Source organism: Streptomyces djakartensis (assembly GCF_014651075.1).
Classification (GTDB): Bacteria; Actinomycetota; Actinomycetes; order Streptomycetales; family Streptomycetaceae; genus Streptomyces; species Streptomyces djakartensis.
In genome coordinates this window covers 109,448-123,270 of the sequence record NZ_BMWE01000018.1, presented here as the reverse complement: position 1 = coordinate 123,270, position 13,823 = coordinate 109,448, and the positions used below count along the sequence as shown (strand labels likewise).

The window sequence follows — 13,823 nt, the reverse complement described above, 5'->3', positions numbered from 1 at the left end:
GGATCAAGCGGCTTGTGAGGGTCATGATGCACAGTATTTCGTGTGGCTCAAAACCGTCGGCCTCCATGTGGGACACCGGTGTCGATGACGACTTCGACGCGCACATCTCCGAGACCTGCTCGGAGCTGTTCAGTTCGCTGCGCCGGGCCGACCAGCGCAAGAGAGGCGAACAGTACGTCCGTGGTCTGCTCACCGCTCAGGGGCGCAAGACCGCGCGCAATCTCGCCGCGTTCGTCGGTGAAGGCGCCGCGGACCAGAACCTCCACCACTTCGTGGCCGGATCGACCTGGGACTGGCGCTCCGTGCGTGCCGCGCTGGCTCGCTACGCCGACCAGACGGTACGCGGGGACGCGTGGGTGATCCGCCCCATGGTGGTCTACAAGGCAGGGGGACGGTCGGTCGGCGTGGGCCGGCGTTTCGTTCCCGACCTGGGGCGGGTGGTCAGCTGTCAGCAGAGCTACGGGCTCTGGCTCGCCTCCGACACCATGTCGGCACCGGTGAACTGGCACCTGACGCTGGGCTGTGGGCCGGGAGACCATCACGATCGGCAGCTGAGCGCGCACGGCGAGGAGGAGAAGCTCGTCGACCTGGTGACGGAACTCACGCACACCAACCGGGCGTTGGCGCGTCCGGTGGTGATGGACGCGCGGATCGCCACGCTGCCCCGGTTGGTGCGGGCGCTGTCCGCGGCTGATCAATCGTTTCTGTTAAGGGTGAGCGGCGATCTTCCGCTCGCCCCCGCCGGCGGCCGGGGCCAGCTGGACCGGCGTGCGCAGGTCTCGCCCGCCCAGCACCTCATGGAACAGCTCAAGCGGCTCAGGCGCCCGGTGGAGTGGCAGGGGTCCGTCAGCTTCGTCGCCCCGTGCAACGTGGTGCTGACCGATCAGCTGCCGCAGCGCACGCTGCTGCTGCTCGGGGTGTGGCGCGCCAACCGCAGGCGACCCGCGGACCTGTGGCTCACCGACCTCACGTCCTGGAACCGTGGCGCACTGCTGCGGCTGGCCATGCTGACCTGCCGCGTGGACGCCGACTTCGCCCGCGTCAGCCTGGGCGTCGGCGTCCGCGACTTCGAGGGCCGCTCCTTCCAGGGCTGGCACCGCCACGTGACACTGGCCTCGATAGCCCACGCCCTGCGCCTCTCCCGCACCGACACCTCCCGCACCCCCGCGGTCCCCGCCCTGTCCCGCTGACGGAACACCCCGCCCGGGTGCCCGGCGGGATGCGCCGAGTACGTGGCCGCGTCGGCGGGGAGCCCCGCTCGCGGAGCGGGGCTCCCCGGGTGGCTGCCCAACCAGGTCACTTCCGCTCGCCGTGTTCGTCACACCCCGGCCCGCGGGCAAGCCTGCCGCGGGTCGGGCAGGCGAGGGCCGTCAAGGGCCGCGCACCGCTTCAGGTCCCCCCCGGAGCGCCCTCCCTCAAGCCGCCCCCCGGCGGCCCGACAGCGCCGAGCGGACCTGGTGGAGGCGTAAGGCCAGTTGGATGTCCAGTACGCGGTCCGGGGTCTGCCAGTCATCGCCGAGGAGTTGGGAGATGCGCTCCAGCCGCCGGGACACCGTGTTCGGATGGACGTTGAGGATGTCCGCGGCGCGGGTGGGGCTTCTGCCGGACTCCAGATAGACTCGCAGCGTGCCGACCAGGTCGGTGTACCGTTCGGTGTCGTAGTCGACGACGTCTCCGATGACCTGGTCGATGTACCCCGGGACATCGTTGTCCTCGGCCAGCAGCATGCCGAGGAAGCCGAGGTCCGAGGCGCAGGCGGTGCCGCCCTCACCACCGAGGGCGAGCAGGGTCTCCATGCACTGCGTGGCCTCCCGGTACGCCTCGCCCACGGAGTCGACCGTGTCGGCGGGCCCGGCGGCTCCCACGGTGACCGGGTGGTTCAACCGCCCCGACAGTTCCTGCCGGGCATCTTGCGCCGCCGCGTCCGGGTCGTCGCCCGGCACGAGCAGGACGACGGCGTCGTCCCGCGCGCTGCGCAGTCCCCCCAGCCGGCGCGCGTACGCGGTGGCGCACGCCGCGAACTCCTGCGTGACCTGCCGCGGGCCGCGCGCGACGAGCACGACATGCGGGCGGCCCAGCGTGAGGGAGAACATCAGGGCGCGTTCCCGCCTCAGTTCGAGGGAGGGCAAGGCCCCGACCAACTCGTCGAAGAACTCCTGCCGGTAGCGGTCCTTGGCCGGGGTGCCGCGCCGCAAGCGCAGATGCAGGGCGACGGCCTGCGAGATGACGACGAGCAGGGGGGCGACGGTGTGTTCGGCCGTGCCGCCCGTGTCGGCCATCAGGAAGCCGGTGTCCCGCTCCTCGGGGTCCAGCGCGACCAGCCAGAAACCGTCGGTGACGCGGACCGGCCGCCCGGAGCTCAGCGCGCCGGCGCAGGCCGTACGCAGGTCGGCGCGGCCGACCCGGCGCAGCCGCCCGTGTTCGGCGAGCGGCTCGCCCCGCACCCCGCAGATGCCCACCCCGCCGCCCAGCGCCTCACCGGCGGTGCGCAGCAGCGCGTCGAGCCCGCTGCCGTCGAGGAGGACCTCGATGAGGTCCGACTGGAGCCGTGAGGAGTCGCGGGCGACCGCGAGCACGGCACCGGCGCTCGACGCGTTGGCACGCAACTGCCGGATGTCCCCGCGCAGTTCCTCCACCAGCAGGATTCCCTCCATGGTGGCGGCGGCGAGATCGGCGAGCGTCCCCAGCAGGGTGACCTCGTTGGGGCTGAAATACCGGACCTGACGGTCGGCGATGAACAGCACGCCCAGATGGTGATCACCCACGCGTAACGGCACGCCGAGGACGGCGCGCAGCCCTTCCGCCCGGATGACCTCGTCGATGTCGTCCTCGTGCGGGATGCCCGGATCGGCCAAGTAGTCGGAGGTCCAGAAGGGTGCCTGGCGGGCGCGCACCATGCCGGCCAGTCCGCTGCCGGCGGGCACCTTGAGTCCGACGAACAGCGGAGTGGCGTTGCCGTCCGCGCCCCCCACCATCATCCCCGGCCCGCCCTCGTCGTCCGCCAGGTCCATGAGGATGTAGGAGACGCCCGCCTTGAGCAGCAGCCGGGCCCGGCGGGGCACGGCGTCCAGCAGCTCCCGGTGGTGCCGCGTGGCGGCGAACTCGTGCGCCGCGTCGATCAGGGTCAGCAGCTCGGCCTCGCGGTTGCGGCGGTACTCGATCAGCGAGTGCGCGGTGTGCGCGAGCCGGTTGAGCCGCTCCATATGGCGCAACCGCTTTTCGTCGGCGCCCTGGCGTTCTGCGAGCGCGACGAGTTGATCGTATTCCGCCCGTGGTGCGGATCGCGCCACTAACTCCAGGAATGCTAAGGAGTCTTCTGCCTGGTTTTCGGTGTCTTCGTCTTCCCCGTCCGCAGAAGCCAGGTCACCCATGCACGCCCCTCGTTCCATGCTTTGCTCGGTCTTTAAGCAGGGTAGAGGGCGCTAGTGTGCTTGTCCAGGGGCCCTGGGAATGGGGGGAGGCACAGGATTGCGCGAAACCATTGTATAGGTCGTACGCCGATGGCTACCGGTTTTTGGCCGCTTTCTCAGAAGTAGGTGTGTCCGGAAATGAACAGTAGGCCCGCAGGCAATCCTCGTAGGTGGGCAGGAGTCCCCGGTCCGCCGCGGCGTCCAGCGTCGGGGCCGCGGCGTCCCGCGCGGACCGTACCGGGGGCTCCGACAGCTCCCACGGCAGGCCGAGCGCGGGGTCGAGCGCGTCGATGTCGATGATGGTGCCGGGGACGTACTCCTGCGTGCACAGGTAGTTCATGCAGGTGTCGTCGTCGAGGGTGAGGTAGGCGAGGCCCAGCCCGTCGGCCAGGCACAGCGCGGTGCCGGAGCGCGCGTCCTGCCGTACGGCGTCGTGGGCGCCAAAGGTCGGCGAGCCCACCCGCAGGTCGACGACGACGGTCAGCGCGGCGCCCCGTACACATGTGACGATCTTGCCCTGGCCGGGCGGCAGCGTGGTGCCGTGGATGCCGCGCAGGACGTTGCGCCCGGAGACCGTGAAGTGGACCTGCCGGACCTGCAGGGGCCGCCCGGTGGCGGCCAGCAGCGCCTCGTGCCGCAGCGACTCGTAGAACACGCCCCTGTGGTCCGGTATCGGCTCCGGCTCGGCCCGGTAGGCGTCGAGCACCGCCGTCTCGGTGATGAGCATCATGGGCCCCCGGCTGGTCGGAAGTGGTCGCGACAGGAAGGCGCGGTGTGACGAAAAGGCACTGCGCGGAAGGCGGCGACGCGCGGAAGAGCGGCCTGGGAACCTGCGTGAAGGGAAACCGCAGGGGGAGGCGGTCGCGCGCCCGCCGGGGATGACGGGCCGGCCCTCAGGTGGCCGGGAGCAGCCCTTCGATCGCGTCGGCGGCGGCCGCCGCGCCGCCCGCCGCCCGGATCTCGTCCCGCATCCGCCGCAGCCGGTCCGGGATCCCGGGGTCGGCCAGCACCCCGCGGACGGTCTCCCGCAGACTCTCGGCGGTGAGGTCGGAGGCGAGCAGCTGGGCGCCGAGGCCGAATTCGGTGATCCGCCGCGCGGTGGCCCGCGGTTCCGGCATGACCGGCACCGCCACGACCGGGACCTCGTGGGCGAAGACTTCCATGGACGTGCTCATTCCGCCGTGGTTCACCACCAGGGAGGCATGCGGCAGGACGTCGTTGAACGGGACGAAGTCGCGCACCTCCACGTTGTCGGGCAGCGAGCCCAGCTCCAGTGCGGCCAGGCCGCCGCCGAGCACCAGCAGGACGTGCCAGGGCTCGTCGCGGAACGCCTCCACGCAGGTGCGGAAGAACTGCGGCCGCGCGTTGTACAGCGTGCCCAGACTCACCATGATCAGCGGCCGGCCGTCGCCCGGCGGAGACCATGTGCCGTGCAGCGCGACACCCGGCGGGCACGGGCCGACGAAGTGGTGGTCGTCGTCGAAGGTCTCGCCCGCGTACTGGAAGGAGCGCGGCATGTAGAGCAGTGCCGGCCCGCCGTGCAGGACCTCGGTGAAGGCGGCGAGGTCGCCCTTGGCGCCCTGGTCGTGCAGCAGCCGCTCGATGCGGTCCAGCAGGTCGCGCAGCTCGGGGTCGTCGGGCGGTGCCGCGGTGTCGACGGCCGGGTGCAGCGACCAGTGCTCGTTGACGGCGTAGGTCGGAGTGCTGCGGATGACCGGAATGTCCCAGCGGTCCGCGAGCAGCCGTCCCGTCCAGAACGAGGAGGGATCGTTCACGATCACATCCGGCCGGTCCCCGGCGAAGACCTGCTCGAGCGCGGGCAGGGTCTGCCGCGTCATGTCCAGCAGCCACTCCAGTACGCGGGTGAACTCGTCCTGATCGGTGTAGGCGTCGGAGTCCTGCTGCGGCACCATCTGGGCGAGGAAAAGCTCCCGGTCCAGCGGATAGGTGACGACCTCGGCGCCCACCAGGCGGGCCCGCTCCGCGAGGTCGCCGGACAGCGCGTACGTCACCCGGTGCCCGCGGGCCACCAGTTCCTCGGCCACCCCCAGGGTTGGATTCACATGACCGGCGGCCGGCAGGATGAAGAATGCGATATGAGCCATGTGAGAAACTCCGGAAATGTCGGCGGCAACTGGCCGACGGAATCATGAGCGCGGGAACGGAAAAACACAAGACCGAGATGACATAGTTCCGCGAATTACGGCCGGAGTGGGTCTCGGCGGTCTCCATCTGACAGAGTCCCGTTAGGTTCGTGGTTCGTGTGCCCGGCGCGGGAGACAATCTCGAAATCCGCCGTGGATTTCTGAGAAACAGCGTCCGGGAACTGGAGGGTTTCGGTGTCCGACAACAATTCGGATGAGCCGCTCGCCGTGGTGGGGGCGGGTGTGATGGGCACGGCCGTCGCGGCGCTCGCCGTCGGTCATGGACATCCGGTGACATTGATCGACAGCTCACCGCGGGCGCGCGAGGACGCCCCCGACCGGGTCCGGTTCCAGCTGCGTACCGCGCGGATGATGAACGCGCTGCCCGAGGACCGGCCCGTGGGCCCGCTCACCGTGGCCGGCACGCAGGACGCCGCGGCGGGAGCGTCCGCGGTGATCGAGGCGGTCACGGAGGACCCGAAGGAGAAGGCGGCGGTGCTGGCCGGCCTGGCCGCCGCGACGGGCCCCGGCACGCTGCTGGTCAGCAACACCTCCGGCGTTCCCATCGAGGAACTGGGCGACGCCGTGCCGCACCCCGAGGACCTGGTGGGGGTGCACTTCATGAACCCGGCGTACCTCATCCCGACCGTCGAGGTGGTCCTCGGGCCGCGCACCGGCGACGCCGCGGCGAGGGCCGTGCACACGCTGCTGGCCGGTCTCGGCCGGCGGGGCATCGTCGTCGGCGACGGGCCCGGATTCGTCACCAGCCGGCTGCTGCACCGGATGATCAACGACGCGATCGAGCTGGTACGGGAGGGCCGCGCCACCCCCGAGACGGTGGACGCGCTCATGCGCGACTGCATCGGCCACCGCACCGGGCCACTCGCCACCGCCGACCTGATCGGCCTGGACAATCTCGCCGACTCGCTGCGGGTGCTGCACGACAGGACGGGCGACGCGGCCTTCCGCCCGAGCGAACTGCTCCTGGAGAAGGTCCGGCGAGGCCATCTCGGCCGCAAGAGCGGCCGGGGATTCTACGACTACGAGGAGGCCATACGATGACCACGCCCTCCGGCCGGACGGACGCCGTTCACACCGCGGGCCCGCTGCCGAGCGACGAGGACATAGCCGCCGAGCTGCTCGACTTCCTCGCGGAGCGCACCCGCACCCGCTGGGAGCCCGACCAGGACCTGTTCGCCGTCGGCGGCATGTCCTCCCTGTTCGCCATGCAACTCGTCGTCCACCTCGAACAGACCCACCAGATCGCCATCAGCGGCGCCGACCTGATGCTCGACAACTTCCGCACGGTCGAAGCGATGGTGCGCCTGGTGAACAAACTGCGCGGCTCCGCCCCCGCCCCCGGATCCGTCGGTGAGTGAGACAACGGCCCCCGCCGCCCCAGGCCCGGACCGGGAAGCCGAGGAGCTGTTCACCGAGTTGGCCGGCGACCGTGCCGGTGAGTGGGACCGGGCCGGGGAGATTCCGCGGGACGTGCTGCGCAGGCTCGGGGCCCGGGGGCTGCTGTGCGCGCAGGCGCCCGTCGTGCACGGCGGGCTCGGCTACACCAGCAGGCGCAACGGGGAGCTCACCGCCCATGTGGGGTCCCTGTGCAGCTCGTTGCGCAGCGTCATGACCTCCCAGGGCATGGCCGCCTGGACACTGCGCCGCCTCGGCGACGCCGGACAGCAGGCCGACCTCGTGCCCCGGCTCACCGGCGGTGAACTGGCCGCCGTGGCCTTCACCGAGGCGGAGGCGGGCAGCGACCTGTCCGCCCTGGCCACCCGCCTCACCCGGTCCGGCGACGAGGTCGTCGTCGACGGTGCCAAGGTGTGGACGACCAACGCGGCCTACGCCGACCTGCTCGTGGTGTTCGGCCGCACCGAGGACGGCGTCGGCGCCGTCGTCGTGCCCGCGTCCGCGCCCGGCGTACGGATCGAGCGGATCACCGACGCGCACGGCTGCCGGGCGGCGGGACACGCCGACATCCGCCTGGACGGTGTCCGGGTGCCGGCCGACGCCCTGCTGCGGGGCGTCGACCGCAGCTCCGCCCTGCTCGTCACCACGGCGCTGAGCTACGGGCGGATGTCCGTGGCCTGGGGGTGCGTGGGCATCCTGCGCGGTTGTCTGACCGCCGCCGTACGGCACGCCGTCGGCCGCAAGCAGTTCGGCACCCGGCTGGCGGACCACCAGCTCGTCGCCCGGCACCTCGCCGAACTGCTGATCGCCGAGCAGAACGCGGCCAGGGCCTGCGAGCACGCCAGCGACCTGTGGGACCGCGGCAGCCCCGACCTGGTCACCGCCGTCGTCCTCGCCAAGCACGTCGCCGCCACCGGCGCCGCGGCGGGCTCGGCACGGGCCATGCAGGTGCTGGCCTCGGCCGGCGCCCACGACGGGCACGTGGTGGCACGGGCCCACCGCGACGCCAAGCTCATGGAGATCATCGAGGGAAGCAGTGAGATCTGCGAACTCATCCTGGCCCAGCACGCGGTGGCGACCGCGTGATGACGTCTTACGGAGGGGACATCATGCGCCGTGACGACACCACCACGACCACGAACACCACCGCGCCCACCGTCAAGTGTCTGGTCTGGGACCTCGACAACACCCTGTGGCAGGGCACGCTCCTGGAGCACGGCGAGGTCCGGCTGCTGCCGGGCCTGCGCGACACGCTCGCCGAACTCGACGCGCGCGGCATCCTCCACTCCGTGGCCAGCAAGAACGACCACGACCACGCCTGGGAGCAACTCGAACGGCTCGGCCTCGCGGAGTACTTCGTGCTCCCGCGGATCGGCTGGGGCCCCAAGTCGGAGTCCGTCCGCTCCATCGCCGAACGGCTCAACTTCGCCCTCGGCACCATGGCGTTCATCGACGACCATCCGGTCGAGCGGGCCGAGGTCGCCTACACCCTGCCCGAGGTCCGGATCTACGACGCCGAGCAGGCCCCGCACCTCGCGGCCCGCCCGGAGTTCACCCCGGCCACCGTCACAGTCGACTCGCGGCGCCGCCGGTCGATGTACCAGGCGTCGTTCCGGCGCGACGCCGAGCGGGCCGAGTTCACCGGGCCGGACGCGGACTTCCTGCGGTCGCTGGACATCAGGATGCGGATCGGCCGCGCCACCCCGCAGCAGCTGTCCCGGGCCGAGGAACTCACCTTGCGCACCAGCCAGATGAACGCCACCGGCGTCCACTACTCCGAGGACGACCTGCGGGACCTGATCGACGACCCCGGGCACGAGGTGCTCGTCGTCACCCTCAGCGACCGCTTCGGCCCCTACGGCGCGGTCGGTGTCGTCCTGCTCCAGCGCCTCCCCGGCAGCTGGCGGATCAAGCTGCTCGCCACCTCCTGCCGGGTGGTGTCACTCGGCGCCGGCGCGGCGATCCTGCGCTGGCTCACCGACCAGGCGCACCGCGGCGGAGTCCATCTGAACGCCGACTTCCGCCCCACCGAACGCAACCGGATGATGGAAGTGGCCTACCGCTTCGCCGGCTTCACCGACGACCCCTGCCCCTGCCAGGCCGCCCTGGAGCGCACCGCCGGGATCAGCCCGCTGCACCTCGTGCCCTCCGCGCAGCCCCCCGCCGACACCCTCCGGCTGGAGGCTCCCGAACTGGCGCGCACCTGAGCCGACGCCATCGCACGCCGCCACCGCCGAGCGCCCCGAAAGGACCCCGATGATCGTCAACGCGTGCCGCATCTGCGCCAACAGGGAGCTGCTGCCCGTACTGGACCTGGGAGAACAGGCGCTCACCGGGGTGTTCCCGACGCGCCGCGACGAGGTCGTCCCCTCGATCCCGCTGGAACTCGTCAAGTGCTCGCCCGGAGGCTGCGGTCTGGTGCAGCTGCGGCACACACCGGACCCCGGCCTGATGTACGGCGAGGGGTACGGATACCGGTCCGGGATCCGGCCCTTCATGATCAACCACCTGCGCGGCAAGGTCGCCGCCGTCCGTGAACTGGCCGACCCCGGCCCCGGTGACCTGGTCGTCGACATCGGCAGCAACGACGCGACGCTGCTGCGCGGCTATCCCGCCGACGGGCCCCAACTGGTCGGCATCGACCCCACCGGCGCGAAGTTCCGCGAGCTGTACCCGCCGAACGCCGAGCTGATCACCGACTACTTCTCCCGCGAGACCTTCGCGAACCGGTTCGGGGCGCGGCGCGCCAAGGTCGTCACCTCCATCGCGATGTTCTATGACCTGCCGGACCCGATGGGCTTCATGCAGGACGTGCGCGACATCCTCACCGAGGACGGGATCTGGCTTCTGGAGCAGAGCTATCTGCCCGCCATGCTGGAGGCCGACGCCTACGACGTCGTCTGCCACGAGCACCTGGAGTACTACGCGCTGCGGCAGATCGAGTGGATGGCGGAGCGGGTCGGCCTGACCGTGATCCGTGCCGAACTCACCGACGTGTACGGCGGTAGCCTCTGCGCGATCCTGGCCAGGAACGGCACCCGCCACCGCCGGGACGAAGCGGGCCTGGACCGGATCCGCGCCCGGGAGAGCGAACTCGGGCTCGACACGATGGCGCCCTTCGAGACGTTCGCCCGGCGCGTCCGCGGTCAGCGGGACACCCTGCGGGAGTTCCTCGCCACCTCCCGTGAGGCCGGTCTGCAGACCCTGGGCTACGGCGCCTCCACCAAGGGCAACGTGATCCTGCAGTACTGCGGGCTCACCGAGGCGGACCTGCCCTGCATCGGCGAGGTCAGCGCCGAGAAGGCGGGCCGCTTCACACCGGGGACGGGGATCCCCATCGTCCCCGAGGAGGAGGCGAAGGCCCGGAAGCCCGACCAACTGCTGGTCCTGCCGTGGATCTACCGAGACGGCTTCGTCGAGCGCGAGCAGCAGTTCCTGGACAACGGCGGCAGACTGGTCTTCCCCCTGCCGCGGCTCGAGGTCGTATAGGCAGCAGGGGCCACGCCCCCGTCCCGCACGGTTCCGGTCTGCTCGCCGCCCCTGACCGCCCCGCCCCGCCCCGTCGTTCGGGGGCGGGGCGGCCTGGCGTTCACGCAACCACCCGGGCCGCCCGGTCCCCGACTCAGGCGATCCAGGCCTCCGGGGCCTGCCCGCCGTTGCCCACGGCCGGGAAGATGTCGTCCAGAGCGGCCAGTTCGTCGTCGCCCAGGACGAGGTCGAGGGCGCGGAGGGCGGAGTCCAGATGCTGTGTGGTGCGCGGCCCGATCACCGCACCGCTGATGCCGGGCCGGGACAGCACCCACGACAGTCCGACAACGGCGGGATCCTCACCGATCTTCTCGCAGAACCGCTCGTACGCCTCGACCGCGGGCCGCACCTCCGGCAGCAGACGCTGGGCCCGTCCCTGCGCCGACTTCACCGCCGTGCCGGCCGCGAGCTTGCGCAGCACCCCGCTGAGCAGACCCCCGTGCAGCGGCGACCAGGCGAACACGCCGAGGCCGTAGGCGCGGGCGGCGGGCAGCAGTTCCAGGTCGGCGTGGCGCACGGCCAGGTTGTACAGGCACTGCTCGGCCACCAGCCCGAACGACTGCCGGCGCATCGCGCACTCCTGCGCGGCGGTGATGTTCCAGCCGGCGAAGTTGGACGAGCCCACGTACCGGACCTTCCCGGAAGTCACCAGCTGGTCCATCGCCTGCCAGATCTCGTCCCACGGCGCGGAGTGGTCCACCCGGTGCATCTGGTACAGGTCGATGTGGTCCAGCTTCATGCGCCGCAGCGACTGCTCGCAGGACGAGATGATGTGCCGGGCCGACAGGCCGCCGTCGTTGACCCGCCCGCTCATCTCCTCGCCCACCTTCGTGGCGATCACGATGTCCTCGCGCGGTACGCCGCTGCGGGCCAGCCACCGCCCCAGCAGTTCCTCGGTGTGCCCCTTGTGGACGCGCCAGCCGTAGATGTCGGCGGTGTCCACGCAGTTGATGCCCCGGTCGAGGGCCTCGTCCATGAGGCGGATGGCCGCGGAGTCCGGGACCCGCCCGCTGAAGTTCACCGTGCCCAGCCACAGCCGGCTCACCAGCGTCGCGCTGCGCCCCAGCCGGGTGTACCGTCCCTGTCCGCGTTTCTCGCTCACCGGATTCCGCCCTTCGATCGCCCTGTCGTCGTGGCCGTGGTAGCAGTCGTGGCCGTCATGGCCGTCACCAGATCGTCCAGCCCCTCTCGCAGCGGCACCCGGGGGCGCCAGCCCGTCACCGCGCGGAAGACGGAAGGGTCGCAGCGCGGGCTGTCGAAGTCGCCCGTGTCGGCGTACTCCGGGGGTGCCACGGAGACGACCGGGACCGGCGCCCGTCCGGTGTGCTCGGCGACGAGCGCGGCGACGTCGGAGAAGACCTCGCCGAGCCGCGCCGTGGTGCCGGTACCGACGTCCCACGGCACGCCGCCGCGCACCGCGTCCACCCGCGGCAGCGCGGCGACGAACGCCCGGGCCGCGTCCTGCACATGGAGGAAGTCACGCCTGACCGAGCCGTCGTGCCACATGGTCAGGGGCTCGCCGCCGATCGCCCGCCGGGTCATCGCGGTGAGCACACCCCGCCCGACGGAACCCGCCGGTGTGCTCCGGCCGAAGACGGTGGTGAGCCGCAGCACCGCACCGCGGACCATCCCCTCGGACGTCGCCCGCGCCAGCACCCGTTCGGCGGCGATCTTCTGGCGCGCATACGGCCCCGGCCCGGTACCGCCCGCGGCCGCGGCCTGCACGGTGCTGGCGAAGACCAGCGCCGGCGGTGTTCCCGCGCCGCCGCCCAGTGCCCCGACGACGTCCCGCATGAGGGCGGCGGCCACGTCCTGCGACCCCTCCGCGGCCGATCTCCACGACCGCGCCCCGCCGATCTCGGCGGCGAGGTGGATCACCGCGTCCGCGCCGTCCACGGCGTCACCGGCCGCACCCGGCCGGGTCAGGTCCACTCGGCACACCGTGAGGTCGGCGGCACCGGCTGCCACGTCCGCCGGGACCGGCTCGGTGCCGCGCGTCACCACCCGCACCCGTACCGGGAGACGGGCGAGTTCGCCGACCACAGCGGACCCGATGTAGCCGGAAGCCCCGAGCACGGTGATGAGCGGCCCGCGGGGGTCGTTCGAGCGGTTGAGCGGTTCGAGGTCGGTCCTCACCGCGTACCTCCTCCGAGGCGTTCCAGCAGGGCGACGGCGTCCGCGGGCGCCGGCATCAGCGCCATGTCGTCGGCGAGCCGGTCCGTTGCCTTCGCGTACGCGGGGTTTCCGAGCAGTTCGGCGCAGCCCGCCGAGACGGCCGCGGGTGTGGCGTCCGACGGCGGGATGAGCACCGCGGCGCCCGCCGCGGACAGGGCCTCGGCGTTGTCGAACTGGTCGTCCAGGTGCGGCACGACCACCTGTGGCAGGCATGCGGCGACCGCGGTCAGCGCCGTTCCCTGCCCGCCGTGCGTCACCACCGCGTCGCAGGCCGGCAGCACATCGGCCAGCGGCAGCCGCCCGGCATGGCGGACGGAGGAGGGCAGCGACGGCCAGCCGACGACGACGTCGTCGTCCACCGCCACCACCAAATCGGCGTCCAGCAGGGTCAGTTCATCGATCAGGGCGGTTATGCGGCCGGGTGCTCCGGTCGCCCCGTAGCGGGGCAGGAGGGTGCCGAGCGTCACGCAGATCCGGGGCCTGTCGCGCGGTTCGAAGAGCCAGTCCGGCAGGGGCGCGTCACCGTTGGCCGCGACATGCCGGACACCGTGGTGGCCGACGGCGTGGGCGGCGCGCAGACCTGCCGGCCACGGGTCGAGGACGAGGGCCGGCTCCGGTGGTCCGGGGATGCCGAGCCGGTCCAGTTCCGGGGCGAGTTCGACGTCGGCGGCGTCACGGTACTCGCGCAGCTCGGAGACCGACCAGTGGTACCGCACCCAGGGGATGCCGAGGGCGGCCGCGGTCAGCGGACCGGCGGACTCGGCGCGTTCACTGACGATCAGATCGGGGCGCCACGCCCGGGCGAGTCTCCCGATCCCGGCCAGGCTTCCGCCCGCCATGCGCGCCAGTACGCGGCCGTGCGCGTAGCGCTGTCCGCCCCTGTCGTGCGGCATGCCCACGGTGTCCGGCGGGGTCGCACCATCCGGCGGCGGCTCACCGTCGACCAGGTCCGTGAACTCGGCGGCCGGACCGCACGAGACGGCGGGCAGTCCCGACCGCAGGGCCATGGGAACGGCATTCTGGCGGGTCGTCAGCAGTACGTCGTGGCCCGCCGCTCGCAGGGCCCAGGCCACAGGGACGAGGGGAAGCAGATGACCGGCCAGGGGCGCGGTGGTGAAGAGGACCCGCATGTGCGTCTCCAGTCTGGCGT

12 protein-coding genes are annotated in these 13,823 nt (G+C 71.8%); 6 read left to right on the top strand and 6 right to left on the bottom strand.

Annotated elements, in window-relative coordinates; all coding sequences use genetic code 11:
• The first annotated feature begins 65 nt into the window (after positions 1–65).
• Entirely contained in the window at positions 66–1,190 is a 1,125-nt protein-coding gene (locus IE212_RS27125) for an IS701 family transposase (RefSeq protein ID WP_190200587.1), read from the top strand.
• Between the two features lie 225 nt (positions 1,191–1,415).
• Here IE212_RS27125 and IE212_RS27120 read toward each other — a convergent pair whose 3' ends face one another.
• From IE212_RS27120 to IE212_RS27110, 3 genes are all read right to left on the bottom strand, one after another.
• Positions 1,416–3,203 carry a helix-turn-helix domain-containing protein gene (locus IE212_RS27120; RefSeq protein WP_190200586.1) on the bottom strand — a complete coding sequence of 596 codons (1,788 nt, stop codon included), beginning with the start codon at positions 3,201–3,203 and terminating at the stop codon, positions 1,416–1,418.
• Positions 3,204–3,504: 301 nt separating this feature from the next.
• Complete coding sequence (locus tag IE212_RS27115) at positions 3,505–4,140, bottom strand: dTDP-4-dehydrorhamnose 3,5-epimerase family protein (protein ID WP_308430248.1); 636 nt, start codon at positions 4,138–4,140, stop codon at positions 3,505–3,507.
• Positions 4,141–4,303: 163 nt separating this feature from the next.
• Positions 4,304–5,515 (bottom strand): macrolide family glycosyltransferase, encoded by a 1,212-nt coding sequence (locus IE212_RS27110; RefSeq protein WP_190200585.1) that lies wholly within the window; start codon positions 5,513–5,515, stop codon positions 4,304–4,306.
• 234 nt (positions 5,516–5,749) lie between these two features.
• Here IE212_RS27110 and IE212_RS27105 point away from each other — a divergent pair, with 234 nt between their 5' ends.
• Genes IE212_RS27105 through IE212_RS27085 form a run of 5 tightly spaced genes read left to right on the top strand, consistent with a single transcriptional unit; the run spans position 5,750 to position 10,459 of the window.
• Positions 5,750–6,616 (top strand): 3-hydroxyacyl-CoA dehydrogenase family protein, encoded by an 867-nt coding sequence (locus IE212_RS27105; protein ID WP_190200584.1) that lies wholly within the window; start codon positions 5,750–5,752, stop codon positions 6,614–6,616.
• On the top strand, positions 6,613–6,933 hold the full coding sequence (locus tag IE212_RS27100) for an acyl carrier protein (protein WP_190200583.1): 321 nt from the start codon (positions 6,613–6,615) through the stop codon (positions 6,931–6,933). The genes IE212_RS27105 and IE212_RS27100 overlap by 4 nt, the downstream gene beginning before the upstream one ends.
• 46 nt (positions 6,934–6,979) lie before the next feature.
• Entirely contained in the window at positions 6,980–8,056 is a 1,077-nt protein-coding gene (locus tag IE212_RS27095) for an acyl-CoA dehydrogenase family protein (RefSeq protein WP_190200605.1), read from the top strand.
• Positions 8,057–8,079: 23 nt separating this feature from the next.
• Positions 8,080–9,177, top strand: a complete 1,098-nt coding sequence (locus tag IE212_RS27090; RefSeq protein ID WP_190200582.1) for an HAD-IIIC family phosphatase — start codon at positions 8,080–8,082, stop codon at positions 9,175–9,177.
• 49 nt (positions 9,178–9,226) lie between these two features.
• Positions 9,227–10,459 carry a class I SAM-dependent methyltransferase gene (locus IE212_RS27085; protein ID WP_190200581.1) on the top strand — a complete coding sequence of 411 codons (1,233 nt, stop codon included), beginning with the start codon at positions 9,227–9,229 and terminating at the stop codon, positions 10,457–10,459.
• Between the two features lie 133 nt (positions 10,460–10,592).
• Here IE212_RS27085 and IE212_RS27080 read toward each other — a convergent pair whose 3' ends face one another.
• Genes IE212_RS27080 through IE212_RS27070 form a run of 3 tightly spaced genes read right to left on the bottom strand, consistent with a single transcriptional unit; the run spans position 10,593 to position 13,803 of the window.
• Positions 10,593–11,600 carry an aldo/keto reductase gene (locus tag IE212_RS27080; RefSeq protein WP_229864601.1) on the bottom strand — a complete coding sequence of 336 codons (1,008 nt, stop codon included), beginning with the start codon at positions 11,598–11,600 and terminating at the stop codon, positions 10,593–10,595.
• Positions 11,597–12,634 carry an NAD-dependent epimerase/dehydratase family protein gene (locus tag IE212_RS27075; RefSeq protein ID WP_190200580.1) on the bottom strand — a complete coding sequence of 346 codons (1,038 nt, stop codon included), beginning with the start codon at positions 12,632–12,634 and terminating at the stop codon, positions 11,597–11,599. Before IE212_RS27075 ends, IE212_RS27080 begins: the two co-directional genes overlap by 4 nt.
• The gene (locus IE212_RS27070; protein ID WP_190200579.1) at positions 12,631–13,803 is read right to left on the bottom strand and encodes a nucleotide disphospho-sugar-binding domain-containing protein; all 1,173 of its coding nucleotides are present in this window, start codon (positions 13,801–13,803) and stop codon (positions 12,631–12,633) included. Before IE212_RS27070 ends, IE212_RS27075 begins: the two co-directional genes overlap by 4 nt.
• Between the last annotated feature and the right edge of the window lie 20 nt (positions 13,804–13,823).